Annotated in this window: 26 protein-coding genes; all 26 read left to right on the top strand. The window is 62.2% G+C overall.

Annotated elements, in window-relative coordinates; all coding sequences use genetic code 11:
- The first annotated feature begins 12 nt into the window (after positions 1-12).
- Positions 13-1,395, top strand: coding sequence for a sigma-54-dependent transcriptional regulator (locus tag DGA31_RS15860; protein WP_109513183.1), 1,383 nt, complete (start codon positions 13-15; stop codon positions 1,393-1,395).
- Positions 1,396-1,639: 244 nt separating this feature from the next.
- Positions 1,640-1,969, top strand: coding sequence for a flagellar hook-basal body complex protein FliE (gene fliE / locus DGA31_RS15855; RefSeq protein ID WP_056838703.1), 330 nt, complete (start codon positions 1,640-1,642; stop codon positions 1,967-1,969).
- A 15-nt stretch (positions 1,970-1,984) separates the two neighbouring features.
- Positions 1,985-3,769: a flagellar basal-body MS-ring/collar protein FliF gene (gene fliF, locus DGA31_RS15850; RefSeq protein ID WP_056838705.1), complete on the top strand. Its 1,785-nt coding sequence runs from the start codon at positions 1,985-1,987 to the stop codon at positions 3,767-3,769.
- Positions 3,762-4,778, top strand: coding sequence for a flagellar motor switch protein FliG (gene fliG, locus DGA31_RS15845; RefSeq protein ID WP_056838707.1), 1,017 nt, complete (start codon positions 3,762-3,764; stop codon positions 4,776-4,778). The genes fliF and fliG overlap by 8 nt, the downstream gene beginning before the upstream one ends.
- 15 nt (positions 4,779-4,793) lie before the next feature.
- Positions 4,794-5,603, top strand: coding sequence for a flagellar assembly protein FliH (gene fliH / locus DGA31_RS15840; protein ID WP_109513182.1), 810 nt, complete (start codon positions 4,794-4,796; stop codon positions 5,601-5,603).
- A complete protein-coding gene (fliI, locus tag DGA31_RS15835) occupies positions 5,593-6,951 on the top strand; it encodes a flagellar protein export ATPase FliI (protein WP_056838711.1) in 1,359 nt (452 codons plus the stop codon). The genes fliH and fliI overlap by 11 nt, the downstream gene beginning before the upstream one ends.
- 6 nt (positions 6,952-6,957) lie before the next feature.
- Positions 6,958-7,407, top strand: a complete 450-nt coding sequence (gene fliJ / locus DGA31_RS15830) for a flagellar export protein FliJ (RefSeq protein ID WP_056838712.1) — start codon at positions 6,958-6,960, stop codon at positions 7,405-7,407.
- A 218-nt stretch (positions 7,408-7,625) separates the two neighbouring features.
- Positions 7,626-7,928: an STAS domain-containing protein gene (locus DGA31_RS15825; RefSeq protein ID WP_056838714.1), complete on the top strand. Its 303-nt coding sequence runs from the start codon at positions 7,626-7,628 to the stop codon at positions 7,926-7,928.
- Between the two features lie 3 nt (positions 7,929-7,931).
- A complete protein-coding gene (locus DGA31_RS15820; protein ID WP_109513181.1) occupies positions 7,932-9,656 on the top strand; it encodes a fused response regulator/phosphatase in 1,725 nt (574 codons plus the stop codon).
- A gap of 30 nt (positions 9,657-9,686) precedes the next feature.
- Positions 9,687-10,067: an Hpt domain-containing protein gene (locus tag DGA31_RS15815; RefSeq protein WP_109513180.1), complete on the top strand. Its 381-nt coding sequence runs from the start codon at positions 9,687-9,689 to the stop codon at positions 10,065-10,067.
- Positions 10,068-10,140: 73 nt separating this feature from the next.
- Positions 10,141-11,487 (top strand): flagellar hook-length control protein FliK, encoded by a 1,347-nt coding sequence (locus tag DGA31_RS15810; protein WP_109513201.1) that lies wholly within the window; start codon positions 10,141-10,143, stop codon positions 11,485-11,487.
- 288 nt (positions 11,488-11,775) lie between these two features.
- Positions 11,776-12,276, top strand: coding sequence for a flagellar basal body-associated protein FliL (gene fliL / locus DGA31_RS15805; protein ID WP_109513179.1), 501 nt, complete (start codon positions 11,776-11,778; stop codon positions 12,274-12,276).
- 10 nt (positions 12,277-12,286) lie between these two features.
- Positions 12,287-13,255: a flagellar motor switch protein FliM gene (gene fliM, locus DGA31_RS15800; RefSeq protein ID WP_056838724.1), complete on the top strand. Its 969-nt coding sequence runs from the start codon at positions 12,287-12,289 to the stop codon at positions 13,253-13,255.
- A 59-nt stretch (positions 13,256-13,314) separates the two neighbouring features.
- Positions 13,315-13,779: a flagellar motor switch protein FliN gene (gene fliN / locus DGA31_RS15795; protein ID WP_056838726.1), complete on the top strand. Its 465-nt coding sequence runs from the start codon at positions 13,315-13,317 to the stop codon at positions 13,777-13,779.
- Positions 13,780-14,274, top strand: a complete 495-nt coding sequence (gene fliO, locus DGA31_RS15790) for a flagellar biosynthetic protein FliO (RefSeq protein ID WP_056838728.1) — start codon at positions 13,780-13,782, stop codon at positions 14,272-14,274.
- Positions 14,274-15,026 (top strand): flagellar type III secretion system pore protein FliP, encoded by a 753-nt coding sequence (gene fliP, locus DGA31_RS15785; RefSeq protein WP_109513178.1) that lies wholly within the window; start codon positions 14,274-14,276, stop codon positions 15,024-15,026. Before fliO ends, fliP begins: the two co-directional genes overlap by 1 nt.
- A gap of 61 nt (positions 15,027-15,087) precedes the next feature.
- A complete protein-coding gene (gene fliQ / locus DGA31_RS15780; RefSeq protein WP_056838732.1) occupies positions 15,088-15,357 on the top strand; it encodes a flagellar biosynthesis protein FliQ in 270 nt (89 codons plus the stop codon).
- 5 nt (positions 15,358-15,362) lie between these two features.
- On the top strand, positions 15,363-16,148 hold the full coding sequence (gene fliR / locus DGA31_RS15775; RefSeq protein ID WP_056838734.1) for a flagellar biosynthetic protein FliR: 786 nt from the start codon (positions 15,363-15,365) through the stop codon (positions 16,146-16,148).
- Between the two features lies 1 nt (position 16,149).
- Complete coding sequence (gene flhB / locus DGA31_RS15770) at positions 16,150-17,286, top strand: flagellar biosynthesis protein FlhB (protein ID WP_056838736.1); 1,137 nt, start codon at positions 16,150-16,152, stop codon at positions 17,284-17,286.
- Positions 17,287-17,790: 504 nt separating this feature from the next.
- Entirely contained in the window at positions 17,791-19,914 is a 2,124-nt protein-coding gene (flhA, locus tag DGA31_RS15765) for a flagellar biosynthesis protein FlhA (protein ID WP_109513177.1), read from the top strand.
- An 11-nt stretch (positions 19,915-19,925) separates the two neighbouring features.
- Entirely contained in the window at positions 19,926-21,257 is a 1,332-nt protein-coding gene (gene flhF / locus DGA31_RS15760; protein WP_109513176.1) for a flagellar biosynthesis GTPase FlhF, read from the top strand.
- 115 nt (positions 21,258-21,372) lie between these two features.
- Positions 21,373-22,209: a flagellar synthesis regulator FleN gene (gene fleN / locus DGA31_RS15755; RefSeq protein ID WP_056838742.1), complete on the top strand. Its 837-nt coding sequence runs from the start codon at positions 21,373-21,375 to the stop codon at positions 22,207-22,209.
- Complete coding sequence (gene fliA / locus DGA31_RS15750; RefSeq protein WP_056838744.1) at positions 22,206-22,946, top strand: RNA polymerase sigma factor FliA; 741 nt, start codon at positions 22,206-22,208, stop codon at positions 22,944-22,946. The genes fleN and fliA overlap by 4 nt, the downstream gene beginning before the upstream one ends.
- Positions 22,947-23,191: 245 nt before the next feature.
- Entirely contained in the window at positions 23,192-23,566 is a 375-nt protein-coding gene (locus tag DGA31_RS15745; RefSeq protein ID WP_177339462.1) for a chemotaxis response regulator CheY, read from the top strand.
- A gap of 19 nt (positions 23,567-23,585) precedes the next feature.
- On the top strand, positions 23,586-24,371 hold the full coding sequence (locus tag DGA31_RS15740; RefSeq protein ID WP_056838745.1) for a protein phosphatase CheZ: 786 nt from the start codon (positions 23,586-23,588) through the stop codon (positions 24,369-24,371).
- A 31-nt stretch (positions 24,372-24,402) separates the two neighbouring features.
- Positions 24,403-26,700 carry a chemotaxis protein CheA gene (locus DGA31_RS15735; RefSeq protein WP_109513175.1) on the top strand — a complete coding sequence of 766 codons (2,298 nt, stop codon included), beginning with the start codon at positions 24,403-24,405 and terminating at the stop codon, positions 26,698-26,700.
- Position 26,701 lies beyond the last annotated feature (1 nt).

The following is a 26,701-nucleotide window of genomic DNA, read 5'->3' as shown; positions in this document are numbered from 1 at the left end:
TGGAGTACGTTGATGACACGTCGAATCCTGCTGGTCGAGGACGACCGCTCACTGCGCGAAGCACTGGGCGACACGCTGGAACTGGCCGGCCATGCCTATCGCGCAGTGGGGTCGGCCGAAGAAGCGCTGACGGCCGCAGCGGGTGAGGCGTTCAGCCTGGTGATCAGTGACGTCAACATGCCGGGCATGGACGGGCACCAGTTGCTGGCCCTGCTGCGCACCCGCCACCCGCAATTGCCGGTGTTGCTGATGACCGCCTATGGCGCCGTGGAGCGGGCAGTGGAGGCGATGCGCCAGGGGGCGGTGGACTATCTGGTCAAGCCGTTTGAACCTGCGGCCTTGCTGGCGCTGGTGTCGCGCCACGCCCTGGGACGTCTGGAGCCTGCGGGGCGGGAAGGGCCGGTGGCAGTCGAACCGGCGAGTCTGCAGTTGCTGGAACTGGCCAGGCGGGTGGCGAAAAGCGACTCCACCGTGCTGATCTCGGGTGAATCAGGCACCGGCAAGGAGGTGCTGGCACGCTTTATCCATCAGCACTCGCCGCGCGCGGCCAAGCCGTTTATCGCCATCAACTGCGCGGCCATTCCCGACAACATGCTTGAAGCCACTTTGTTCGGCCATGAGAAGGGCTCGTTCACCGGGGCCATTGCGGCCCAGGCCGGCAAGTTCGAGCTGGCGGAAGGCGGCACGATCCTGCTCGATGAAATATCCGAAATGCCTATGGGCCTGCAGGCCAAGCTGCTGCGGGTATTGCAGGAGCGCGAGGTGGAGCGGGTCGGTGCCCGTCGGCCGATCAGTCTGGACATTCGTGTGCTGGCAACCACCAACCGGGATCTGTTGGGCGAGGTGGCGGCGGGGCGTTTTCGTGAGGACCTGTACTACCGTCTGTCGGTATTTCCGCTGGCCTGGCAGCCATTGCGTCAGCGGACCGCCGATATTCTGCCGCTGGCCGAGCAGTTATTGAGCAAGCACGTCAATAAAATGAAACACGCGCCGGTGCATCTTTCAGCCGAGGCCCGCGCCTGTCTGGTGGCCTATGCCTGGCCGGGCAATGTGCGTGAACTCGACAATGCCGTGCAGCGGGCCTTGATCCTGCAGCAGGGCGGGGTGATCCAGGCGCAGGATTTCTGCCTGGCGGGGCCGGTGCATTTCAATGCGCCGACACCCGTGGCGCCTGCGGCCGCCGGGCTGCCGGAACCGGCAGAGCCCGCCGGGGCACTGGGCGAAGACCTGCGCCGGCGCGAGTTCCAGTTGATCATCGACACCCTGCGCAGCGAGCGCGGGCGACGCAAGGAGGCGGCCGAACGGCTGGGCATCAGTCCGCGCACGCTGCGCTACAAGCTGGCGCAGATGCGTGATGCCGGCATGGACGTGGAGGCGTATCTGTTTGCGACGTGACCTGCGGCCTTTTGTCCTCATTTCTGTGATCTGTGTCAAATTGTCGATACAACGAAACATCACATCGTTATCATGATGGCCTGTCGATACATCGGACACGGGTGAGGCCACGCAGCAATCGGATACGCAAGAAGGTATCTGCTTGGTGAAGCGCTTGTACGTCACTGGCACTCTTGTTGCTATGACATTGTTATCCGTAGAAACCAGTGTCAAAAAATTGCGGGCCTTACGAGAGATAAAGTCCATGAGCCAAGGTGTTGAATTTAATCGCTTGATGTTGGATATGCGGGCCATGCAGATGGACGCCATGTCCGCCTCCAAGCCCGTTGCTGGCGTTCAGGAAGTGGCCGGCAGCAACTTTGCCGACCTGCTGGGTCAGGCGATCAACAAGGTGGCCGACACCCAGGCCGCCTCCAGCCAGATGGCCAATGCCTTCGAGATGGGCAAGAGCGGCGTCGACCTGACCGACGTCATGATCTCGTCGCAAAAAGCGAGCGTGTCGTTCCAGGCGTTGACCCAGGTGCGTAACAAGCTGGTGCAGGCGTATCAAGACATCATGCAGATGCCGGTTTAAGGGACGTACTGATTAATGGCTGACGCAGCAACCGATCCCGTTCCGGCCAGGCCGGGCGCTCCGGAGGGTAAAAAGCCGTTGTTCGGCTTTGCTTTCCTGGAAAACCTCTCCGAGATGACCATGCTGCGTCAGGTCGGCCTCATGGTCGGTCTGGCGGCGAGCGTGGCGATCGGCTTTGCCGTGGTCCTGTGGTCGCAGCAACCCGATTACCGGCCGCTGTATGGCAGCCTGGCGGGCCTGGACAGCAAGCAGATCATGGATACCCTGGCCACTGCCAATATTCCCTACACCCTGGAGCCCAACTCCGGGGCGCTGCTGGTCAAGGCCGATGACGTACAGCGTGCGCGCATCCAGCTGGCCCAGGCTGGTGTGTCGCAGAACAATACCGGCATCGGTTTCGAGATTCTCGACAAGGATCAGGGGCTGGGCACCAGCCAGTTCATGGAGGCCACCCGTTACCGTCGCGGCCTTGAAGGCGAACTGGCGCGCACCATTTCTTCGTTGAACAACGTCAAGGCTGCCCGCGTGCACCTGGCGATTCCGAAAAGCTCGGTGTTCGTGCGCGATGACCGCAAGCCGACCGCCTCGGTGCTGGTCGAGCTGTATCCAGGGCGTGCGCTTGAGCCAGGCCAGGTCGCGGCGATCACCAACCTGGTGGCCACCAGCGTGCCGGAGCTGACCAAGTCGCAGGTCACCGTGGTCGACCAGAAGGGCACGCTGCTGTCTGATCAGGGTGAAAACTCCGAGCTGACCGTGGCCGGCAAGCAGTTCGAGTACACCCGGCGCATGGAAACCATGCTCTCGCAGCGCGTGCAGAACATTCTGCAACCGGTGCTGGGTAACGACCGTTACAAGGCCGAAGTGTCGGCCATGGTCGACTTCAGTGCCGTGGAGTCGACCGCCGAAAGCTTCAACCCCGACCAGCCTGCACTGCGCAGCGAGCAATCGGTGAACGAACAGCGCTCCACCAGTTCGGGCACCGGCGGCGTGCCGGGTGCCCTGAGCAACCAGCCGCCCGGTCCTGCGACCGCGCCACAGGTGGCTGGCGGCGCCGCCGGTGCTGCACCGGCCATTGCTCCCGGTCAGCCGCTGCTCGATGCCAACGGCCAGCAGATCATGGACCCGGCGACCGGCCAGCCGGCGCTGGCGCCTTACCCGACCGACAAGCGTACCCAGTCGACCAAGAACTTCGAGCTTGATCGCTCGATCAGCCACACCAAGCAACAGCAGGGGCGCCTGAGCCGCCTGTCGGTGGCGGTGGTGGTCGACGACATGGTCAAGACCAACCCGGCCAACGGTGAGGTGACCCGCGCGCCGTGGAGCACCACGGACCTGGCCCGCTTCACTCGCCTTGTGCAGGATGCGGTGGGCTTCGATGCCAGCCGTGGCGACAGCGTCAGTGTAATCAACGTACCGTTCTCGACCGAGCGCGGCGAGGTCATTGCCGAGATTCCGTTCTACTCGCAGCCCTGGTTCTGGGACATCCTCAAGCAGGCCGTGGGGGTGATCTTCATCCTGATCCTGGTGTTCGGTGTGTTGCGCCCGGTGCTCAACAACATTACCAATCCCAAGAGCAAGGAGCTGGGCAGCTTCGGTGGTGACGCCGAACTGGGCGGTATGGGCGGCCTGGATGGCGAGCTGGGCAGCGACCGGGTGAGCCTGGGTGGCCCGCAAAGCATTCTGTTGCCGAGCCCGACCGAGGGCTATGACGCACAACTCAACGCTATCAAGAGTCTGGTGGCCGAAGACCCGGGTCGTGTGGCCCAGGTCGTGAAAGAGTGGATTAACACTGATGAATGATCGAGCCGCCGCAGTCAAACTGAGCAAGGTCGAGAAAGCCGCCGTATTGCTGCTTTCGCTGGGCGAAACCGATGCCGCCCAAGTGCTGCGGCACATGGGCCCCAAGGAGGTCCAGCGCGTGGGCGTGGCCATGGCGCAAATGCGCAATGTGCACCGCGAGCAGGTCGAGCAGGTGATGAACGAGTTCGTCAACACGGTCGGCGACCAGACCAGCCTGGGCGTCGGCTCTGACGGTTACATTCGCAAGATGCTGACCCAGGCCTTGGGTGAAGACAAGGCCAACGGCCTGATCGACCGCATCCTGCTGGGTGGCAACACCAGCGGCCTGGACAGCCTGAAATGGATGGAGCCGCGTGCGGTGGCCGACGTCATCCGCTACGAGCACCCGCAGATCCAGGCCATTGTGGTGGCTTATCTGGACGCCGACCAGGCCGGTGAAGTGCTGGGCCATTTCGACCACAAGGTACGTCTGGATATCATCCTGCGCGTGTCGTCGCTCAACACGGTGCAACCGGCAGCGCTCAAGGAACTCAACCAGATCCTCGAGAAACAGTTCTCCGGCAACGCCAACACCTCGCGCACCACGCTGGGGGGCATCAAGCGTGCGGCCGACATCATGAACTTCCTCGACAGCTCCATCGAAGGCACGCTCATGGACTCGATCCGCGAGGTCGACGAAGACCTGTCGGTACAGATCGAAGACCTCATGTTCGTCTTCAACAACCTGGCCGATGTCGACGACCGTGGCATCCAGGCGCTGCTGCGCGAAGTGTCTTCGGACGTGCTGGTGCTGGCGCTCAAGGGTTCGGACGAGGCGGTCAAGGAAAAAATCTTCAAGAACATGTCCAAGCGTGCCGCCGAGCTGCTGCGCGACGACCTGGAGGCCAAGGGGCCGGTCCGGGTCAGCGATGTCGAAACGGCACAGAAAGAAATTCTCACCATCGCCCGTCGCATGGCCGAGGCTGGCGAGATTGTTCTCGGTGGCAAGGGCGGCGAGGAAATGATCTAAGGATCCAGTTCGCACATGTCCAGCTCCAGTAAAGAAGCGCAAAGCGACCTGATTCGCGCCAAGGATGTACGTGGGCTCGACCTGTGGGCCTTGCCCAGTTTCGATCCGTACGTGGCGCCGCCGGAGCCTGAACCGCAGCCTGAACCCGAGCAGGATGCGGTCGAGGAAGTCCCGCTGGATGAAGTCCAGCCGTTGACCCTCGAAGAGCTGGAAAGCATTCGCCAGGAAGCCTGGAACGAGGGTTTCGTCACCGGTGAGCGCGAAGGCTTTCACAGCACCCAGATCAAGGTGCGCCAGGAGGCGGACGTTGCCCTGGCGGCACGGCTCGACAGCCTCGAGCAGGTCATGCGCCAGTTGCTCGACCCGTTGGCCGAACAGGACACGCAAATCGAAAAGGCCGTCGTCCATCTGGTCGAACACATTGCCCGTCAGGTGATCCAGCGCGAGCTGCAGACTGACTCGCAACGGATCGTCCATGTGCTGCGCGACTGCCTCAAGCTGCTGCCGATGGGGGCCAGCAACCTGCGCATTTTCGTCAATCCACAGGATTTCGACCTGATCAAGGCGTTGCGCGAGCGCCATGAAGAGACCTGGAAAATCTTCGAGGATGACAACCTGCTCCCCGGCGGTTGCCGTATCGAGACCGAACACAGTCGCATCGACGCCAGCGTCGAGACGCGTATCAGTCAGGCCATTGCGCGAATGTACGACCAGATGCACGAGCAGGTTGCCCATCCTGCTGCCCCCGACATGAGCCTTGAGTTGCCTGAAGTGTCCACCCCGCGCGCCAGCGCCCCTGCCGAAGAGCCCTCCGATGCGCCTTGAACGCCTGAGTTTCGGCAAGCGCCTGGGGGGCTACAGCGAGGCCATCGATCTGCCGACCCAGCCGGTGGTCGAAGGTCGCCTACTGCGCATGGTCGGCCTGACCCTGGAAGCCGAAGGCTTGCGTGCGGCAATGGGCAGCCGCTGCGTGGTGATCAATGATGACAGTCATCACCCGATGCAGGTCGAAGCCGAGGTCATGGGCTTTTCCGGTGGCAAGGTGTTCCTGATGCCGGTGGGCAGTGTGGCCGGCATTGCGCCGGGTGCACGCGTGGTGCCATTGGCCGACACCGGCCGGCTGCCGATGGGCATGAGCATGCTCGGAAGGGTGCTTGACGGTGCGGGCCGACCGCTCGACGGTCGTCCGCCGATCAAGGCCGAAGACTGGGTGCCGATGGACGGCCCGGCCATCAACCCGCTCAAGCGCGACCCGATCAGCCAGCCGCTGGACGTGGGCATTCGTTGCATCAACGGATTATTGACGGTCGGCCGTGGCCAGCGCCTGGGCCTGTTTGCCGGTACGGGCGTCGGCAAGAGTGTGCTGCTGGGCATGATGACGCGCTTTACCGAGGCCGACATCATCGTGGTCGGCCTGATCGGTGAGCGGGGCCGGGAGGTCAAGGAGTTCATCGAGCACATTCTGGGCGAAGAAGGCCTGAAGCGTTCGGTGGTCGTGGCCTCGCCGGCGGACGATGCACCCTTGATGCGCCTGCGCGCCGCGATGTACTGCACACGCATTGCCGAATACTTCCGTGACCGTGGCAAGAACGTATTGTTGTTGATGGATTCGCTGACCCGCTTTGCCCAGGCCCAGCGTGAAATCGCCCTGGCGATCGGCGAGCCGCCAGCCACCAAGGGCTATCCACCGTCGGTGTTCGCCCGCCTGCCCAAGCTGGTCGAGCGCGCCGGCAATGCCGAGGCCGGGGGCGGTTCGATCACGGCGTTCTACACCGTCTTGTCCGAAGGCGACGACCAGCAGGACCCGATCGCCGACTCGGCGCGGGGGGTGCTGGACGGGCATATCGTGTTGTCCAGGCGTCTGGCCGAGGAGGGGCATTATCCGGCCATCGACATCGAGGCCTCGATCAGTCGGGTGATGCCGGCCGTCGTGAGCCCCGAGCACATGACCCGCGCCCAGCATTTCAAGCAATTGTGGTCGCGCTACCAGCAAAGCCGCGACCTGATCAGCGTCGGCGCCTATGTGGCCGGTGGCGACCGCGAGACAGACCTTGCGATCTCGCTGCAACCGGCGCTGGTGCGTTACCAGCGTCAGGGGCTGCGTGAGAATGTCAGCCTGCAAGGCAGTGGCGATGCCCTGGCCGCTGTATTCGGGCCCGCACCGGGCGGGTGATGACGCATGGCTAACAGTCGAGCCGCGCGCCTGGCGCCGGTGGTCGAGATGGCCGAAGCCGCCGAGCGCACCGCAGCGCAGCGCCTGGGGTATCTGCAGGGCCAGGTCAACCTGGCGCAGAACAAACTGCAGGAACTGGATCAGTTTCGCCTCAGTTACCAGGAGCAGTGGATCAATCGCGGCAGCCACGGCGTTTCGGGCCAGTGGCTGATGAATTACCAGCGCTTTCTGAATCAGCTCGAAACGGCCATCGGCCAGCAGCGCAAGAGCCTGGCCTGGCATCAGGTCAACCTCGACAAGGCCCGCGGCGCCTGGCAACAGGCCTACGCCCGGGTCGAAGGCTTGCGCAAGCTGGTACAACGCTACCTCGACGAAGCCCGGCAGCTTGAAGACAAGCGCGAGCAGAAGCTGCTCGATGAGTTGTCCCAGCGTCTGCCGCGTCAGGACGGGTATTAGGGTCTGTACGAAAAGTCGGTGAGCGAAGGTCAGGCAAGGCAAAAAGCGGTGAGCAAGCGCAGTTGACACATGTCAATGAGCATTGCGAGTCGATTTTTAACGCCGCATGGCCGAGCGCAGCCACTTTACGTACAGAGCCTAAGGCAAAATCCCGTGGGGCTGGCGTCATCATGGTCTAGGCTGTGTCATATCGGTAACACAGCAAAGGAGGCTGTCCCATGACCGTCACGTCAGCGCTTTCTGCGGATGGCCGACAAGTGACCCTGCTCGTCGAAGGGCGTTTTGATTTTGCGTCTCACCAGGCCTTTCGTGCCGCCTATCAACACCTGCGTGCTGACCTTGACTATGTTGTCGACCTGCGCGGTACGCATTACCTGGACAGTTCGGCGCTGGGCATGCTGCTACTGCTGCGCGATCATGCCGGCGGCGACAAGGCTGTGGTGCAGTTGATCAACTGCACGCCGGATGTGATCAAAATCCTTACCATCTCCAACTTTTCCCGTCTGTTCCAGGTCGGCTAGGCCTTGCAAGCCGATAACGCTTGCCTGCGCATTCTGATCGCCGACGACAGCCCCAGCGATCGCTTGCTGCTGTCGACCCTGATCACGCGTCAGGGTCATCAGGCCCTGGTGGCTGCCAACGGTGTCGAAGCGCTGGCGTTGTACCGCCTCCAGCAGCCGCATCTGGTGCTGATGGATGCCATGATGCCGGTCATGGACGGCTTCGAGGCGGCCCGGCAGATCAGGCAACTGGCCGGCGAGTCGCTGGTGCCGATCATTTTCCTGACGGCCCTGACCGAAGGCGAAGCGCTGGCGCGTTGCCTGGATGCCGGTGGCGACGACTTCATTGCCAAGCCGTTCAACCCCTTGGTGCTGGCCGCCAAGATCAATGCCATGAACCGTCTGCGTCAGTTGCAGGACACCGTACTGCGCCAGCGCGACCTGCTGGCCAGTCATCGCGAACACCTGCTCAACGAGCAGCGCGTGGCCAAGGCCGTCTTCGACCAGGTGGCGCATTCGGGCTGTCTGGACTCGCCCAATATCCGCTACCTGCAATCGCCCTATGCGCTGTTCAACGGTGACCTGATGCTGGCGGCCTGGTCGCCGGCCGGGCACATGTATGTGTTTCTCGGCGACTTTACCGGTCATGGCTTGCCGGCGGCGGTCGGCGCCATGCCGCTGGCCGAGGTGTTCTACGGCATGACCGCCAAGGGCTACGGCTTGCCGGAAATGCTGCGTGAGATGAACACCAAGCTCAAGCGCATCCTGCCGGTGGGCATGTTCTGTTGTGCAACCTTGCTGTGCATCGATTTCAAGCAGCAACAGGTCGAACTCTGGAACGGTGGCTTGCCGGACGGCTACCTGCTGCACGCGGGTGCTGGCGGCTACCAGTCCCTGCCGTCACGCCATTTGCCGTTGGGTATCCTGCCAGCCAGTGCCTTTGACGAGCGCACCGAAGTCCTGCCACTGGCGCCGGGCGACCGGATCTTCTTGCTCTCCGATGGTGTCATGGACACGCGCGACGCCCAGGACCGCCTGTTCGGCACCCAGCGGTTGTGCGAAGTGCTGGCCGCCAACCGCGAGCCTGCACAACTGATCGAGGAAATCCTCCAGGCGCTGAATGATTTTGGTGGCCAGGCACGCGATGACGTCAGCATGCTGGACATCAGCACCTCGGTCCCGCTGGGCGAGAGCATGCCGGTGGCGAGCCGGATTGATGACGGTCCGGCCAATCCGCTGGACTGGTCAGCCAGTTTCGAGTTTCGCGCCGCCACCCTGAAAACGTTCAATCCCCTGCCTTACATTCTTCAACTGCTGTTGGAGGTGCATGGTTTGCGCGACCAGAGCGGGGCGCTATACAGCGTACTGGCCGAGTTGTACAGCAATGCACTGGAGCATGGTGTGCTGGGTCTCGATTCGCGCCTTAAACACAATGCTGCCGGATTTGCCCGCTATTATCAGGAGCGGGCCCGGCGCCTTGAACGGTTGCAGAGTGGTTTTATCCGTCTGCAGCTGGAGGTTCGGGCCAGCGCCGAAGGGGGCGTACTGAGTATCAACCTGCAGGACAGCGGCAACGGGTTCGATGTGCCAGGTGTGCTGGCTCGTTCACCTGCGCACGAGCAGTTGTGCGGTCGTGGTCTCAGGCTGGTCCGCTCGCTGTGCAGCGATGCCCGCTGGTCAGAGGGGGGGCGGGCGGTTTGCGTGGAGTTTTCCTGGGGGCTGGTGGCATACTTGCCTCCGGTTTCTTGATCAAGGAGTGAGCAAGTGTCAGCCGTTCATATGGATTACAGTGTGTTGACGACCTTGCAGGACGTCATGGAAGACGAGTACCTGACCCTGATCGACGTCTTTCTCAAGGACTCCGACCTGCGCATGGCCTTGTTGCGCCAGGCGGTGCTTGCCGCGCGCCTGGGCGGCGGCTCACTGGATTTTGTCGAGCTGGGGCTGGCGGCCCACAGCTTCAAGGGCAGCAGCAGTAACATGGGGGCGGTGTGGCTGTCGGAGCTGTGCCGTCAACTCGAAGATCAGGCCCGCCATCAGATCGTCGAGGGGCTGCACGAACTGGTCGAGTCGATCAATGGCGAATACCTGATCATCCGCCGGTTATTCGACGCCGAGCGTGAAGTCCTTGTCGCCCAGGCCTCACCCCTGGTGACCTGAAACAGACCCTTTTGTGACATGGCCCGCATCTTGCTGGTGCAATGATATTGTGCTGCCCGATGCGGAGATTCAAATGTCCCTTGCCCCTAATGTATTGCTCCAGACCAATGCGGCGACCTCGGCCAAGTCCAGTGCCGCCAGCCATTCGTCCAGGTCTGCTGAGATCGGCAAGGACCCGGCGTCCGGCTTCGCCAAGGTATTCAACCGCGAATCCCGCGAGGCGCCAAAGGCCGACCGCGATGTACAGCCCAATGCGGCCCGCGAACGCAATGCGCCTGACAAGGCCAGGGCCACGGCTGGCAAGGACAAGCCGAACGAGGCACCAGAGGTTGCCGATAACACCTCGGCCGTTGCCGAAAGCGGCAATGACTTGCCAGCCGAGACTGTGACGCAAGCCGGCGACCAGGGGCATTCGGGCGAGCAAGGCGCCGACGGCGCGGCGCAGAATGCGACCGGTAGCACCGCCGAGCAGGCCGAGCAGGCAATGGCTGCCGCACAGGCCGGGCAGGGCGCGCTGCCCTTGATCCTGCCGGCGGCGACAGTGGCTGCCGAGGCGGTCGCCGAGGAGGCCTTCGATCCTGACGTTGATCCACTCGCGGGGCTGCATGCCTTGCAGTTCGCCCTGGAAAGTGCCAACGGTCGCCGTCCCGGCGCGGCTCAGGCGACTGCCCAGACGCCGACAGCGCAAAATGGTGCCCTGGTTGACGGGGAAGTGGCGGACGCGCAGAACATCGTCAATAACCTGGCAAGTCTGCAAGGCGATCAGGATCTGGAAGGCGGAACCGAGGGCGGTGAGAAATCCCTGGCCGGTCTGCTCGATGACGGCCTGAAAGACGTCAAGGCGGCTGCGGGCGATACCCGCGTCGACAACTTCGCCGAGCGCCTGGCCGCCTTGAGCCAGGCGGCACAGCCAGCCAGGGCAGGCAGTGCCACGCCCGTGGCGACACCGGTCATCAACCAGCCGCTGGCCATGCACCAGAGCGGCTGGAGCGAAGGCATCGTCGAGCGGGTGATGTACCTCTCCAGCCAGAATCTCAAGTCGGCGGAAATCAAACTCGAACCGGCCGAACTCGGTCGCCTGGACATCCGCGTCAATATGGCGCCGGACCAGCAGACCCAGGTCACCTTCGTCAGTGCGCATCTGGGGGTGCGTGATGCACTGGAAAGCCAGATGATCCGCCTGCGTGAATCCTTCCAGCAGCAGGGTCTTGGCCAGGTCGACGTCAACGTTTCCGACCAGTCGCAGCAACAGGCCCAACAGCAGGCCCAGGAACAGGCCAGTCGTGCCCAGCGCGGTGGTTCGCGTGTCGACTCAGGCAGTGGCGATGCGCCTGACGGGCACGCCGCAGAACCGACCGTCGCCGCCAGCCAGCCAGTGCAGCGCGTGATCGGCAGCAGCGAGATCGACTATTACGCCTGATGGGGTCGTAGACACAGGCTCTGGTAGGAGCCCGCTTGCCGGCGACCGAGTACGCAGCGCCCGCAAAAATCTCGAAAACGCTGCAAATTTACGACTGCTACGCAGCCGGTCGCGGTGGTCCGGCATTCCGGCAGGCGCGCTCCTGGCCCCCTCTCTGCTACGCGACAGCGTGCTGCCAGGAGGCAGGTTGATCGCCGGCGTGGCGCGCATGTGTTGCACTCTGGCATAACCTTTGCTCTGCCTCAGTCACGTAACAGTGAACCCCCTGAATAGTGACGGATTATTGGCATGGCGCAGAGCGAAGCAGTCAAAGAGCCCGGCTCGAAGAAAAAACTCAAGCTCATCATTCTTGGGGCGGTAGGCCTGATCCTGGCCATCGGCCTTTCGGTCGGTGCGACCTGGTTTCTGATGCACAAGTCCGATCCCAAGCCGGACCCGGCGGCCGCCGCCGCGCAGGCCAATGCCAAGCAGGCGGCGGTATTCGAAGCCATGACGCCGGCTTTCGTGGTCAACTTCAATGTCAACGGTCGCCAGCGCTATATGCAGGTCAGCATCACCATGCTGGCGCGCAGTGCCGCCGACATGGAGGCCCTGAAGGTCCATATGCCGACCATCCGCAACAACCTGGTGTTGTTGTTCGCCGGTATTCCGTTCGATTCGCTGACCACGCCGGTGGGCATGGAAATGCTGCGCCAGAAGGCGACTGCCAGCATTCAGGAAGTGGCCCAGAAAGAGCTGGGCAAGACCGTGGTCGAGCAGTTGCTCTTCACTAACTTCGTATTGCAGTAGGATCCACGACATGGCCGTGCAAGACCTGCTGTCCCAGGATGAAATCGACGCGCTGTTGCATGGCGTGGACGATGGCATGGTGGATACCGACACCATTTCCGAACCCGGTACGGTCAAGACCTATGACCTGACCAGCCAGGACCGGATCGTGCGTGGACGCATGCCGACCCTGGAAATGATCAACGAGCGCTTCGCCCGTTACACCCGCATCAGCATGTTCAACCTGCTGCGCCGTTCGGCGGACGTGGCGGTGGGCGGCGTGCAGGTGATGAAGTTCGGTGAATACGTGCATTCGCTGTACGTGCCCACCAGCCTCAACCTGGCCAAGATCAAGCCGCTGCGGGGTACGGCGCTGTTCATCCTCGATGCCAAGCTGGTGTTCAAGCTGGTGGACAACTTCTTTGGCGGCGACGGGCGTCACGCCAAGATCGAGGGGCGTGAATTCACCCCGACCGAGTTGCGCGTGGTGCGCATGGTCCTGGACCAGGCCTTCGTCGACCTCAAGGAGGCCTGGCAGGCGATCATGGAAGTCAATTTCGAGTACATCAACTCGGAAGTGAACCCGGCCATGGCCAACATCGTCGGCCCCAGCGAAGCCGTGGTGATCTCGACGTTCCACATCGAGCTCGATGGCGGTGGCGGCGACCTGCACGTGACCATGCCGTACTCGATGATCGAGCCGATCCGCGAAATGCTCGATGCCGGCTTCCAGTCCGATCTCGACGACCAGGACGAGCGCTGGGTCAAGGCGCTCAAGGAAGACGTGCTCGATGTGTCGGTGCCGGTGACCACCACGGTGGCCAATCGTCAATTGCTGCTGCGCGACATCCTGCACATGCAGCCCGGTGACGTGATCCCGGTGGAGCTGACCGACACGCTGGTGATGCGCGCCAACGGCGTGCCTTCGTTCAAGGTCAAGCTCGGCTCGCACAAGGGCAACCTGGCCCTGCAGATCGTCGAACCCATTGAACGGCGCTGATCGTCACGGTCGCGCTGCACCCTGTTGTGTAATTGAATGACTGTTTCCGAGGACAACCCATGGCTGCTGATAACGATATGACCTCTGCTGAAGATCAGGCGCTGGCCGATGAATGGGCTGCGGCCCTGGGCGAAGCGGGCGATGGCCAGGCAGACATCGATGCCTTGCTGGCTGCCGATGCTGCACGCCAGCCTGCTTCCAGCCGCATGGCGATGGAAGAGTTCGGTGGCGTGCCGAAAAACTCGGCGCAGGTCACCCTCGACGGCCCCAACCTGGATGTGATCCTGGACATCCCTGTGTCGATCTCCATGGAAGTGGGCAGCACCGACATCAGCATTCGCAACCTGTTGCAGCTCAACCAGGGTTCGGTGATCGAGCTGGATCGTCTGGCCGGCGAGCCGCTGGACGTACTGGTCAACGGCACCCTGATCGCCCACGGCGAAGTGGTGGTGGTCAACGAGAAGTTCGGTATTCGTCTGACAGACGTAATCAGCCCGAGCGAACGTATCAAGAAGCTGCGTTAAGTGAAGCGCCTGCCCTATGCCCTGTTGCTCATGCCGCTGATGGCATGGGCCGCCGATCCGGTCGCGCCCGGACCTGCAGTCGTGGACCCGGCGCCGGTCACCCAGGCGTCAACGCATGCGGTGGCGGCCGCGCCCCAGGTCGGCAGTGCGCTGTCGGGCGGCATGGGCGGGCAACTGCTGCAATTGATGCTCGGCCTGCTGCTGGTGATCGGCCTGATCTTCCTGCTGGCCTGGGTGATGCGCAAGGTGCAGGCCGGTAGCCTGGGCAACCAGCAGGTCATCGAGCTGGTCGGTTCGCGCGCCCTTGGGCCGCGCGACCGGCTGGTGCTGGTGCAGGTGGGCAAGGAACAGATTCTGCTGGGCGTCACGCCGGGGCGTATCACGCCGCTGCATGTGCTCCGCGAGGCGGTGGACGTTCCGGTCCGCCAGCCGGCCACTCCCGAATTCGCCCAGCGCCTGCTGGAGCTCATGGGCAAGGACAAGGACAAGACGTAATGGGCATCCTGCGTTTGCTGATAGTGCTGCTGTTGGGGATGGCGGCGCCGCTGGCGCTGGCAGCCGACCCGTTGTCGATTCCGGCGATCACCCTGTCCAATGGCGCCAACGGCCAGCAGGAGTACTCGGTCAGCCTGCAGATCCTGATGATCATGACGGCGCTGAGCTTCATTCCGGCGTTCGTCATCCTGATGACCAGCTTCACCCGCATCATCGTGGTCTTTTCGATCCTGCGCCAGGCACTGGGCCTGCAGCAGACACCGTCCAACCAGGTGCTGATCGGCATGACCCTGTTCCTGACCATGTTCATCATGACGCCGGTGTACGAGCGGGTGAACCGCGATGCCCTGCAGCCCTACCTGGCCGAGACGATGTCGGCGCAGGATGCCCTGGTCAGGGCGCAGGTGCCGGTCAAGGATTTCATGCTGGCGCAGACCCGCACCAGTGACCTGGAGCTGTTCATGCGCCTGTCCAAGCGCACCGACATCCAGACCCCGGAAGCGGCGCCGCTGACCATCATCGTGCCGGCCTTCGTGATTTCCGAGCTCAAGACCGCCTTCCAGATCGGCTTCATGATCTTCATCCCGTTCCTGATCATCGACATGGTGGTCGCCAGCGTGCTGATGGCCATGGGTATGATGATGCTCTCGCCGCTGATCATTTCGTTGCCGTTCAAGATCATGCTGTTCGTGCTGGTCGACGGCTGGGCGCTGATCGTGGGCACGCTGGCCGGCAGCTTTGGCGGCGTATGAAAGCACTTCTGAACACTGCCTGCGACGCATCCCGTAGCCGTTCTGCCGAGGAGCCTGTCCGATGACCCCTGAAGTTGCGGTCGACCTGTTCCGCGAGGCCTTGTGGCTGACCACCGTGCTGGTTGCGATCCTGGTGGTGCCCAGCCTGATCTGCGGCCTGATCGTGGCCATGTTCCAGGCCGCCACGCAGATCAACGAACAGACCTTGAGCTTTCTGCCGCGCCTGCTGGTCATGCTGCTGACCCTGATTGTCACCGGCCCCTGGCTGCTGGGTGTGTTCATGGACTACGTGCTGAATCTGTACAACAGCATTCCGACCCTGATCGGCTAGCGCCCATGCAGCCGATGCTCGCCCTGACCGATACCCAGATCAGCACCTGGGTGGCCAGCTTCATGCTGCCGATGTTCCGCATCGTCGCGGTGCTGATGACCATGCCCATCATCGGCACCACCCTGGTTCCGCGCCGGGTGCGGCTGTATTTCGCCTTTGCCATTACCATCGTCGTCGCGCCGGTGCTGCCGCCCATGCCGGCGGTGCAGGCGCTGGACCTCAGTGCGCTGTTGCTGATCGGCGAGCAGATCATCATTGGTGTCGGCCTGGGGCTGTCGCTGCAGTTGTTCTTCCATATTTTCGTAGTGGCCGGGCAGATCATCGCCACGCAGATGGGCATGGGCTTTGCGTCGATGGTCGACCCTACCAACGGCGTGTCTTCGGCGGTGGTGGGGCAGTTCTTCACCATGCTGGTGACCCTGATGTTTCTGGGCATGAACGGCCACCTGATCGTGCTGGAAGTGCTGGTCGAAAGCTTTACCACGATGCCGGTGGGCGGCGGGGTGCCGGTGGGCAACTTCTGGACCCTGGCCAACGGCCTGGGCTGGGTCATGGCTTCGGGCCTGCGTCTGGTGCTGCCGGCGGTCACGGCCTTGCTGATCATCAACATCGCCTTCGGCATCATGACCCGCGCCGCGCCGCAGCTTAATATCTTCTCCATCGGCTTTCCGTTGACCCTGGTGCTGGGGATGGTAATCCTGTGGATGAGCATGGCCGACATCCTCAGCCAGTATCAGCCCATGGCGGTCGAAGCCCTGCAACAAATACGTGATCTCGTGAGGGCCCGCTGAGATGGCAGAAAGCGAGAGCGGTCAGGACAAAACAGAAGAACCCACGGAGAAAAAGGTCCGCGACAGTCGGGCCGAGGGCCAGGTGGCACGCTCCAAGGAACTCACCACGCTGGTGGTGATGATGATGGGGTCGGTGGGGCTGTTGATGTTTGGTGGCGGCGTGGCGCAGATGCTGGCCGAAGCCATGCGCGAGAACTTCTCGATCAGCCGCGAGATGCTGATGGACCCCATGTGGATGGGGCGCATGCTGCTCAAGACCGGGCAGACCGCCATGCTGGTGGTGTTGCCGTTCATGATCGCCATGCTGGTGGCGGCTTTTGTCGGGCCGATCATGCTGGGCGGCTGGTTGTTCGCCACCAAGTCGCTGGCGCCCAAGTTCAGCCGCATGAACCCGTTGTCCGGGGTCAAGCGCATGTTCTCGGTCAACTCGCTGGTCGAGCTGCTCAAGGCGTTCGCCAAGTTCCTGGTGATCCTCGCCGTGGCTCTGGTGGTCATCAAGAAAGACCGCAACGACCTGATCGCCATTTCCCATGAGCCGCTGGAAATGGCGATCATCCACAGCTTGCAGCTGGTCGGCTGGAGCACCTTGTGGATCGTGTGCGGGCTGATTCTGATCGCTGCCGTCGATGTGCCGGTGCAGTTGTTCCAGGCGCACAAGAAACTGCTGATGACCAAGCAGGAAGTGCGCGACGAACACAAGAACAGCGAGGGTAACCCGCAGGTCAAGCAGCGCATTCGCCAGTTGCAGCACGACATGGCCAACCGGCGCATGATGGCCGCGATCCCTGACGCCGATGTGATCATCACCAACCCGACGCACTTTGCCGTGGCGCTCAAGTACGACCCTGAAAACGGCGGCGCTCCGCAGTTGCTGGCCAAGGGCGTGGACCTGATTGCCTTGAAGATCCGTGAGATCGGCAACCACAATCAGATCATGATCCTCGAGTCGCCGGCGCTGGCGCGTTCGATCTACTACAGCACCGAACTTGAAGAAGAAATCCCCGCCGGGCTGTACATGGCTGTCGCCCAGGTGCTGGCGTACGTCTACCAGATCCGCCAGTTCCAGGCCGGCCGCGGCAAACGCCCCACGCCGCTTGGCGACATCTCCATCCCCCCCGACCTGCAGCGCGACGAATAGATGCAGGACCGGTCGGTCCTGCAGGTTAATGCCGGGCAGTTAAGCCTTGACGCGGGCCTGTGGGAGGCAGCTTTGCTGGCGATGGCGGTATGGCCGGCGCAGCCGGTGTATGGGTCTTGCTGGCCTCATCGTCGGATCGCCGCCCGCAGCAAGCCGCCTCCCACAGGATTGATGTGACCCCCGGATTTTGTGCCTGGCACCAGACTGTGGGAGGCAGCTCTGCTGGCGAATGCGGCAGTACAGGCGCAGCAGGTGTTTTGGCCTTGCTGGCCTCATCGCCGGCAAGCCGCCTCCCACAGGTTCGATGATTCCCCCGGATTTTGTGCCTGGCACCAGATTATGGGAGGCAGCTCTGCTGGCGAATGCGGCACTACAGGCGCAACAGATGTACCTGTATCGGTATTAGTCCTGCACATTGTTGCGCTGAGTTGGACAGCTTTTTGCAATAGGTCGGGACAGGGCGCCTGTAGCGTCAAAGTTTTGGTCTAGTGCGGTGGGGCATCAGTGGATCGATCTCAGTTAGTCAGTGGCGCACGCAACCTGGGCCGCAATCATAGTCAACTGGCTGTACCGGTGCTGTTGCTGGCCCTGCTGGCCATGATGATGTTGCCCATCCCGCCGTTTCTGCTGGATGTGTTCTTCACCTTCAACATCGCCTTGTCGATCGTTGTGCTGCTGGTGTGCGTGTATGCACTGCGCCCGCTCGACTTCTCGGTATTCCCGACCATCCTGTTGGTGGCGACTCTGTTGCGTCTGGCACTGAACGTGGCCTCGACCCGCGTGGTGATGCTTCACGGCCAGGACGGTCATGACGCTGCGGGCAAGGTGATCCAGGCCTTTGGTGAGGTGGTGATCGGCGGCAACTACGTGGTCGGTATCGTGGTCTTCGCCATCCTCATGATCATCAACTTCGTGGTCATCACCAAGGGTGCCGGGCGGATCTCCGAGGTCAGCGCGCGTTTCACCCTTGATGCGATGCCAGGCAAACAGATGGCCATCGACGCCGACCTCAATGCCGGCCTGATCGATCAGAACCAGGCCAAGGTGCGGCGTGCCGAAGTCGCGGCCGAGGCCGAGTTCTATGGTTCGATGGACGGTGCCAGCAAGTTCGTGCGCGGCGACGCCATTGCGGGCCTGCTGATTCTGTTCATCAACCTGATCGGCGGCATGCTGGTGGGCATGCTGCAACACGGCATGACCTTCGCCGATGCCGGGCGCATCTACACCTTGCTGGCCATTGGTGACGGTTTGGTGGCGCAATTGCCATCACTGCTGTTGTCCACTGCCGCCGCGATCATGGTGACCCGTGCTTCCGGTTCGGAAGAAATGGGCAAGATGATCAATCGCCAGATGTTCACCTCGTACAAGGCATTGGGTGTATCTGGCGCGATCATGATGGTCATGGGCATGGTGCCAGGCATGCCGCACTTCGCCTTTATCAGCCTGGGCCTGGCGGCCTCCGGTGCCGCCTACTGGCTGTGGCGCCGTGATCAGCAGAGCAAAGTCATGGCCCTGGCCGAGGTGCAGCGCCAGCAGGACCTGCTGCCGCCACCGGGCCGTGTGCAGGACTCCAAGGAGCTGGGCTGGGATGACGTGACCCCGGTGGACATCATCGGCCTGGAAGTCGGCTATCGCCTGATTCCGCTGGTCGACCGCAACCAGGGTGGGCAGTTGCTGGCGCGGATCAAGGGGGTGCGCAAGAAACTCTCCCAGGAGCTGGGTTTTCTGATGCCCACCGTGCACATCCGCGACAACCTCGACCTGGCGCCCAGCGCCTATCGCCTGACGCTGATGGGGGTGATCCTGGCCGAAGCCGAGATCTACCCGGACCGGGAACTGGCGATCAACCCCGGCCAGGTCTACGGCACCCTCAACGGTATCAGCGCGCGCGACCCGGCTTTCGGTCTGGAAGCGGTCTGGATCGAGATCAGTCAGCGCAGCCAGGCACAGTCGCTGGGCTACACCGTGGTCGATGCCAGTACCGTGGTCGCCACGCACCTCAACCAGATTCTCTACAAGCATTCCCATGAGCTGATCGGCCATGAAGAAGTCCAGCAACTGATGCAACTGCTGGCCAAGAGTTCGCCAAAACTGGCGGAAGAACTGGTGCCGGGTGTGCTGTCGCTGTCGGGCTTGCTCAATGTCCTGCAGGCGCTGTTGACCGAGCACGTGCCGGTGCGCGATATCCGCACCATCGCCGAGGCCATCGCCAACAACGCCTCAAGGAGTCAAGATACCGCCGCTTTGGTGGCGGTGGTGCGTGTCGCCCTGAGCCGCGCAATCGTCCAAAGCATTGTAGGAATTGAGTCTGAGCTGCCTGTCATCACGCTTGAGCCAAGGTTGGAACAAATCTTGCTCAATAGTCTGCAGAAGGCTGGTCAAGGTCAGGAAGAAGGCGTTCTTCTTGAGCCAAGCATGGCCGAGAAGCTCCAGCGATCGTTGATCGAGGCTGCACAGCGTCAGGAAATGCAAGGTTCGGCGGTGATTCTGCTGGTAGCAGGACCGATCCGGGCCATGCTGTCACGGTTTGGACGATTGGCTGTACCGAACATGCATGTGCTGGCGTATCAGGAAATTCCGGACAACAAGCAAGTCACCATCGTAGCGACTGTCGGGCCCAACGGCTGAGGTAGTGAGTCATGCAAGTTAAGCGATTTTTCGCCGCCGATATGCGTCAGGCCATGAAGCTGGTTCGCGATGAGCTGGGCGCCGAGGCGGCCATCATTGGTAACCGGCGCATTGCCGGTGGCGTCGAGCTGACCGCTGCCCTGGATTACAAGTTGTCTGCCCTGGCGCCACGGGTGCCGAACATGGAGCTCGAGGACGAGCTGCGCAAGACCCAGTCGCGCATCGTCTCCGCCCAGGCCGAGCTTGAGAACCCTACTGACAGCGATGCCAGCAATAACCTCCAGCTGTTTTCCGGGCTGCCGCTCAGCGCAGCCGATGCGCATATCGAGCCGACGTTCGAAGAGCCGCCACGTGCCACTGCGCCCTCGTCGGCCTCGCCGGTCACTGACGCCGCCGTAGGGCAGCGTGTGTTCGAATCGATGTGCTCGGAACTCAATGGCCTGCGCGAGCTGCTCGAAGTGCAGCTTGGCTCCCTGGCCTGGAACCAGTTGCAGGGCGCGCGCCCGCAACAGGCCAACCTGTGGCGCCGCCTGCAGCGCATCGGCCTGTCCGGCCCGTTGTCACGCGACCTGCTGGGCATGATCCCGGATATCGAAGACCCCAAGCAGGCATGGCGCATGCTGCTGGCGTACCTGGCGCGGATGATCAGCGTGCCGGAAATCGAACCGCTCGAAGAGGGCGGCGTCATTGCCATGGTCGGTCCGGCCGGCATGGGCAAGACCACGACACTGGCCAAGCTGGCCGCGCGCTACGTGCTCAAGTACGGCGCGCAGAACATCGCCCTGGTGAGCATGGACAGTTTTCGCATTGGCGCCCAGGAGCAGCTCAAGACCCTGGGACGGATTCTCAATGTGCCGGTGACCCATGTCGATCCTGGCCAGTCGCTGGCCCAGGCGCTGGAGCCGTTGATTCGCAAGCGCGTGGTGTTGATCGACACCGCCGGCCTGCAAGCCAGCGACCCGGCCTTGCGCCTGCAACTGGAAAGCCTGGCCGGGCGCGGCATCCGTGCCCGCAACTACCTGGTGCTGGGCACCACCAGCCAGAAACAGGTGCTGACGGCGGCCTATCACAGCTACAAACGCTGCGGCCTGGCCGGCTGCATCCTGACCAAGCTGGACGAAACCGCCAGCCTCGGCGAAGTCCTGAGCCTGGCGATCAGTCACGAATTGCCTGTGGCCTATCTGACCGATGGGCCGCGTATTCCTGATGATCTGCACCTGCCGCGTCGTCACCAGCTGGTGAGCCGCGCGGTCAGTGTGCAGATGCAGGATGAGCCGAGTGAGGAGGCCATGGCGGACATGTTCGCCGACCTCTATCACAAACCCGGCAAGCAAGTGGGGTAATTGATGGAAACGATTGGAAGGTCCCTGCATATCTGGTCTGCCAGGCATTGTTCGCAAGCGAACGTGCAGCCCGTAATGTGGTTTCGGTCTACGCATGACAAGGTAATGAAATAACATGGGCAGCATGCATCCCGTACAGGTTATCGCCGTGACCGGCGGCAAAGGTGGCGTCGGCAAGACCAACGTGTCAGTGAACCTTTCACTGGCGCTGGCCGAGCTTGGGCGACGTGTCATGTTGCTCGATGCCGACCTTGGCCTGGCCAATGTCGATGTCTTGCTGGGCCTGACCCCCAAGCACACCCTGGCCGACGTCATCGAAGGCCGCTGCGAACTGCGCGACGTGCTGTTGCAGGGCCCTGGCGGCGTACGCATCGTGCCGGCGGCTTCCGGCACCCAGAGCATGGTGCACCTGGCGCCCGCCCAGCATGCCGGCCTGATCCAGGCCTTCAGCGAGATTGGCGACAATCTTGACGTGTTGGTCATCGACACCGCTGCCGGTATCGGCGAGTCAGTGGTCAGTTTTGTGCGCGCCGCCCAGGAAGTGATGCTGGTGGTGTGCGACGAGCCGACCTCGATCACCGATGCCTACGCCCTGATCAAGCTGCTCAACCGTGACTACGGCATGAACCGTTTCCGGGTCCTGGCCAACATGGCCCAGAGCCCCCAGGAAGGGCGCAACCTGTTTGCCAAGCTGACCAAGGTCACCGACCGTTTCCTTGACGTGGCGCTGCAGTATGTCGGTGCCGTTCCCTATGATGAGTGTGTACGCAAGGCCGTGCAGAAACAGCGCGCCGTCTACGAAGCGTTTCCACGTTCCAAGTGCGCCCTGGCGTTCAAGGCCATTGCCCAGAAGGTCGACACCTGGCCTCTGCCGGCCAATCCGCGCGGGCACCTTGAGTTCTTCGTCGAGCGGCTTGTTCACCAGACCAGCGCAGCGGGACCTGTTCAATGACAGCCAGCGGTTACCAGATGTACAGCAAGGCTTCCAGGAATTCGCAGTACGAACTGATCGAGCGTTATGCGCCGTTGGTCAAGCGCATTGCCTATCACCTGCTGGCGCGCCTGCCGGCCAGTGTGCAGGTGGAAGATCTGATCCAGGCCGGCATGATCGGCCTGCTGGAAGTATCGACCAAATACGATTCGAGCAAGGGCGCCAGTTTCGAGACCTACGCCGGCATCCGCATTCGTGGCGCGATGCTCGATGAGGTGCGCAAGGGCGACTGGGCACCGCGTTCGGTGCACCGTAATACCCGCATGGTCAGCGATGCGATTCGTGGCATTGAAGCAAAAACCGGCCGCGACGCTAAAGATCATGAGATTGCGGCCGAACTCCAGTTAAGTCTGGATGATTATTACGCTATCTTGAACGACACCTTGGGCAGCCGCCTGTTCAGCTTTGACGACCTCTTGCAGGACGGCGATCATGACGGGCTGCACGAGGATGGCGCCAGCGCTTCGCTGGAGCCGTCGCGGGACCTGGAAGACGAGCGCTTCCAGGCCGCGTTGGCCGATGCCATCGCCAATCTGCCGGAGCGTGAGCGTCTGGTATTGGCGCTGTACTATGACGAAGAGCTGAACCTCAAGGAAATCGGTGAGGTCCTGGGGGTCAGCGAATCACGGGTCAGCCAGTTACACAGCCAGTGCGCCGCACGTTTGCGGGGGCGTTTGGGGGAGTGGCGCGCACGCTGACAGCGTCCGGAGTGTCCGGGCGGCTGCAGACCGGCTGTGCAAGGCGTCACGTGTCGAGTACCCGGACAAGGCAGGAGCCTGTCAGCATCCCTGGGGATGACTGGTTCAGGCGTTTGCCCGTGTCCATGTGCCAGGCCTGTGAAAGCGGCAAGCGGTCGAAAATGTGCTGTGCCGGTATTGAGTGAACAGCGGGTCCGGGAGCCGGGCTCGTTCAGGACTGTTTGGAGGTCGAATTGGACAAGAACATGAAAATCCTCATCGTTGACGATTTTTCAACGATGCGGCGGATCATAAAAAACCTGTTGCGTGACCTGGGGTTCACCAACACGTCGGAAGCCGATGACGGCCTGACCGCATTGCCGATGCTGCAAAGCGGTGGTTTCGATTTTCTGGTCACTGACTGGAACATGCCCGGCATGTCGGGTATCGACCTGCTGCGTCAAGTGCGCCTGGACGAACGTCTCAAGCACATTCCGGTGCTGATGGTGACTGCCGAAGCCAAGCGTGAGCAGATCATCGAAGCGGCCCAGGCTGGCGTGAACGGCTATGTGGTCAAGCCTTTTACCGCCCAGGTACTGCAAGAAAAGATCGAGAAGATCTTCGAGCGCGTCAATAGCTGATGCATGCCGCGAGGGCGCTATGGACAACAACGATTCACTGGGCGACTTCGAGTCGACCCTGAAAAAACATGCGCACGAGCTTGTCGCCAGCCTTGAAAGAGGCAAGTTCGGCGATGCCGTGCAATTGATCCATGAGCTCAACCAGACTCGGGACCGCGGCCTCTATCAGGAAGTGGGCAAGCTGACACGTGAATTGCACAGTGCGATCGTCAACTTCCAGATAGACCCGCAGATGCCACAGGCCGAAGAGGTGTCGCAGATCACGGACGCCACCGAACGCCTGTCGTATGTTGTGCGCCTGACCGAGGGCGCGGCCAACCGCACCATGGACCTGGTGGAGCAGAGCACGCCGCTGATGAACAGCCTGAGCGACGACGCCAAGGCGTTGAGCGCCGACTGGGGGCGCCTGATGCGTCGCGAAATCGGCGCTGAAGAGTTTCGTGGGCTGGCAAAGCGCGTCGAAGGCTTTCTTTCTCGTACCGAAAAGGAAAGTCACAGCGTGGCGACCAACCTCAACGACATTCTGCTTGCTCAGGACTATCAGGACCTGACCGGCCAGGTGATCAAGCGCGTGACGCAATTGGTCACCGAAGTTGAAAGCAATCTGCTCAAGCTGGTGCTGATGGCCAGCCATGTCGATCGCTTTGCCGGCATTGAACATGATCGTGAAGCACTGTTGGCGGAAAATAATCCGAAAAAAAATCTCGCCCAAGGTGAAGGTCCGCAAATTCATGCCGATAAACGGGAAGATGTCGTTTCCGGTCAGGATGATGTGGACGACTTGTTATCGAGCCTCGGCTTCTAGGTCTTGACGGTTAATTTTAGGGAGCACCCCCATGAGCTTCGGCGCCGATGAAGAGATCCTTCAGGATTTTCTGGTAGAGGCCGGCGAGATTCTCGAGCAATTGTCCGAACAGCTGGTCGAGCTTGAAAGCCGACCGGATGACGCAGACTTGCTCAACGCAATTTTTCGCGGTTTTCACACTGTTAAAGGGGGCGCCGGCTTCCTCCAGCTGCATGAGCTGGTGGAGTGCTGCCACATTGCCGAGAACGTGTTCGACATCCTGCGCAAGGGTGAACGACGCGTAGATTCAGAATTGATGGACGTGGTTCTCGAAGCCCTGGACACCGTCAACAGCATGTTCGGCCAGGTGCGCGAGCGCAGTGACGTCACGCCTGCCACCCCTGAACTGCTGGCGGCGCTGGCGCGTCTGGCCGATCCGCAGGCCGCTGATGAAGCACCTGCGGCCGCGGAGCCTGTGGCACAACAGGCTGCAGAACCTGAAGCCCCGGCCCCTGGCGATGAAATCACCGATGACGAATTCGAGCGTCTGCTCGATTCGCTGCAAGGTGCCAAGTCCGATGCCCTGGCACCTGCTGCACCTGCACCTGTACCGTCTGCGCCGGTGGGGGCCAGTGATGAAATCACCGACCACGAATTCGAAGCGCTGCTCGACCAGTTGCATGGCAAGGGCTCGTTCGATGCCGGCATCGCAGCGGCAGCCCCCGCTGCCACAGCGGCGGTGCCAGCGCCGGCAGCGGCCGCTGCGGTGAACAGCGACGAAATCACCGACGACGAATTCGAAGCGCTGCTTGATCAGTTGCATGGCAAGGGCTCGTTCGATGCCGACAAGGCGACGCCCACCGCAGCGGCCAGCCCCGCGCCTGTGGCGGTCGCCAAGGTCGAGGTCAAGGCTGAGGCGGGCGCCGATAAAAAACCGGCGTCTTCGGACGAAATCAGCGAGCACGAATTCGAAAACCTGCTCGACCAGTTGCATGGCAAGGGCAAGTTCGAGCCGGCCGCCGTAGCCGATGCCGTGGCGGCCGCCGTTTCTGCACCGGCCGCACCCGTCAAGCCAACTGCGCCGGCCGCTGCAGCACCGGCTGCCAAGGCGGCACCCGCGCCAGCCGCAGCGCCCGCCCGTGCCGCCGCGCCAGCGCCGGAAAAACCGGCAGCGGCAGAGGTCGAGACCACCGTGCGCGTCGACACCGCGCGGCTGGACGAGATCATGAACATGGTCGGCGAACTGGTGCTGGTGCGTAACCGCCTGGTGCGCCTGGGGCTCAACAGCGGCAACGAAGCCATGTCCAAGGCGGTGTCCAACCTGGATGTGGTGACCGCTGACTTGCAGACCGCGGTCATGAAGACCCGTATGCAGCCGATCAAGAAGGTCTTCGGTCGCTTCCCGCGACTGGTTCGTGACCTGGCCCGGCAGCTCAAGAAAGAAATCAACCTGGAGCTGGTCGGTGAAGAAACCGACCTCGACAAGAACCTCGTCGAGGCCCTGGCCGACCCGCTGGTCCACTTGGTGCGCAACGCGGTGGACCACGGTGTGGAAACCCCCGAAGAGCGCGAGGCTTCCGGCAAGCCGCGTGGCGGCAAGGTGATACTGTCGGCCGAACAGGAAGGCGACCACATCCTGTTGTCGATCTCCGACGACGGCAAGGGCATGGACCCTGCGGTCCTGCGCGCCATTGCCGTCAAGCGCGGTGTCATGGACAAGGATGCCGCCGACCGCTTGAGCGACAGCGACTGCTACAACCTGATCTTCGCCCCGGGGTTCTCGACCAAGACCGAGATTTCCGACGTGTCCGGGCGAGGCGTGGGCATGGACGTGGTCAAGACCAAGATTTCCCAGCTCAATGGCTCGATCAATATCTACTCGACCAAGGGCCAGGGCTCCAAGATCGTCATCAAGGTGCCGTTGACCCTGGCGATCATGCCGACCCTGATGGTCATGCTGGCCGACCAGGCCTTTGCCTTCCCGCTGGTCAACGTCAACGAAATCTTCCACCTGGACCTGTCGACCACCAATGTCGTCGATGGCCAGGAAGTGGTGATCGTGCGCGACAAGGCCTTGCCGTTGTTCTACCTCAAGCGCTGGCTGATCCGTTCGGCGGCGCATGAAGAGCAGCGCGAAGGGCATGTGGTGATCCTGACGGTGGGCACCCAGCGCATCGGCTTTGTGGTCGACCAGCTGGTGGGTCAGGAAGAAGTGGTCATCAAGCCGTTGGGCAAGATGCTGCAAGGCACGCCAGGCATGTCGGGCGCCACCATCACCGGTGACGGCCGCATTGCGTTGATCCTCGACGTTCCGAGCATGCTCAAGCGTTACGCCTCGCGGCGGATTTGAT

Source organism: Pseudomonas ovata (assembly GCF_003131185.1).
GTDB lineage: Bacteria > Pseudomonadota > Gammaproteobacteria > Pseudomonadales > Pseudomonadaceae > Aquipseudomonas > Aquipseudomonas ovata.
Note: the sequence above shows the minus strand (reverse complement) of the source record. Positions and strands in the feature narration are given on the sequence as shown.

Bases quoted from the DNA above. Each gene is read 5' to 3' on its own strand.
- DGA31_RS15860 (WP_109513183.1), top strand. From the start codon at position 13: ATGACACGTCGAATCCTGCTGGTCGAGGACGACCGCTCACTGCGCGAA.
- fliE (WP_056838703.1), top strand. From the start codon at position 1,640: ATGAGCCAAGGTGTTGAATTTAATCGCTTGATGTTGGATATGCGGGCC.
- fliF (WP_056838705.1), top strand. From the start codon at position 1,985: ATGGCTGACGCAGCAACCGATCCCGTTCCGGCCAGGCCGGGCGCTCCG.
- fliG (WP_056838707.1), top strand. From the start codon at position 3,762: ATGAATGATCGAGCCGCCGCAGTCAAACTGAGCAAGGTCGAGAAAGCC.
- fliH (WP_109513182.1), top strand. From the start codon at position 4,794: ATGTCCAGCTCCAGTAAAGAAGCGCAAAGCGACCTGATTCGCGCCAAG.
- fliI (WP_056838711.1), top strand. From the start codon at position 5,593: ATGCGCCTTGAACGCCTGAGTTTCGGCAAGCGCCTGGGGGGCTACAGC.
- fliJ (WP_056838712.1), top strand. From the start codon at position 6,958: ATGGCTAACAGTCGAGCCGCGCGCCTGGCGCCGGTGGTCGAGATGGCC.
- DGA31_RS15825 (WP_056838714.1), top strand. From the start codon at position 7,626: ATGACCGTCACGTCAGCGCTTTCTGCGGATGGCCGACAAGTGACCCTG.
- DGA31_RS15815 (WP_109513180.1), top strand. From the start codon at position 9,687: ATGGATTACAGTGTGTTGACGACCTTGCAGGACGTCATGGAAGACGAG.
- DGA31_RS15810 (WP_109513201.1), top strand. From the start codon at position 10,141: ATGTCCCTTGCCCCTAATGTATTGCTCCAGACCAATGCGGCGACCTCG.
- fliL (WP_109513179.1), top strand. From the start codon at position 11,776: ATGGCGCAGAGCGAAGCAGTCAAAGAGCCCGGCTCGAAGAAAAAACTC.
- fliM (WP_056838724.1), top strand. From the start codon at position 12,287: ATGGCCGTGCAAGACCTGCTGTCCCAGGATGAAATCGACGCGCTGTTG.
- fliN (WP_056838726.1), top strand. From the start codon at position 13,315: ATGGCTGCTGATAACGATATGACCTCTGCTGAAGATCAGGCGCTGGCC.
- fliP (WP_109513178.1), top strand. From the start codon at position 14,274: ATGGGCATCCTGCGTTTGCTGATAGTGCTGCTGTTGGGGATGGCGGCG.
- fliQ (WP_056838732.1), top strand. From the start codon at position 15,088: ATGACCCCTGAAGTTGCGGTCGACCTGTTCCGCGAGGCCTTGTGGCTG.
- fliR (WP_056838734.1), top strand. From the start codon at position 15,363: ATGCAGCCGATGCTCGCCCTGACCGATACCCAGATCAGCACCTGGGTG.
- flhB (WP_056838736.1), top strand. From the start codon at position 16,150: ATGGCAGAAAGCGAGAGCGGTCAGGACAAAACAGAAGAACCCACGGAG.
- flhF (WP_109513176.1), top strand. From the start codon at position 19,926: ATGCAAGTTAAGCGATTTTTCGCCGCCGATATGCGTCAGGCCATGAAG.
- fleN (WP_056838742.1), top strand. From the start codon at position 21,373: ATGGGCAGCATGCATCCCGTACAGGTTATCGCCGTGACCGGCGGCAAA.
- fliA (WP_056838744.1), top strand. From the start codon at position 22,206: ATGACAGCCAGCGGTTACCAGATGTACAGCAAGGCTTCCAGGAATTCG.
- DGA31_RS15745 (WP_177339462.1), top strand. From the start codon at position 23,192: ATGAAAATCCTCATCGTTGACGATTTTTCAACGATGCGGCGGATCATA.
- DGA31_RS15740 (WP_056838745.1), top strand. From the start codon at position 23,586: ATGGACAACAACGATTCACTGGGCGACTTCGAGTCGACCCTGAAAAAA.
- DGA31_RS15735 (WP_109513175.1), top strand. From the start codon at position 24,403: ATGAGCTTCGGCGCCGATGAAGAGATCCTTCAGGATTTTCTGGTAGAG.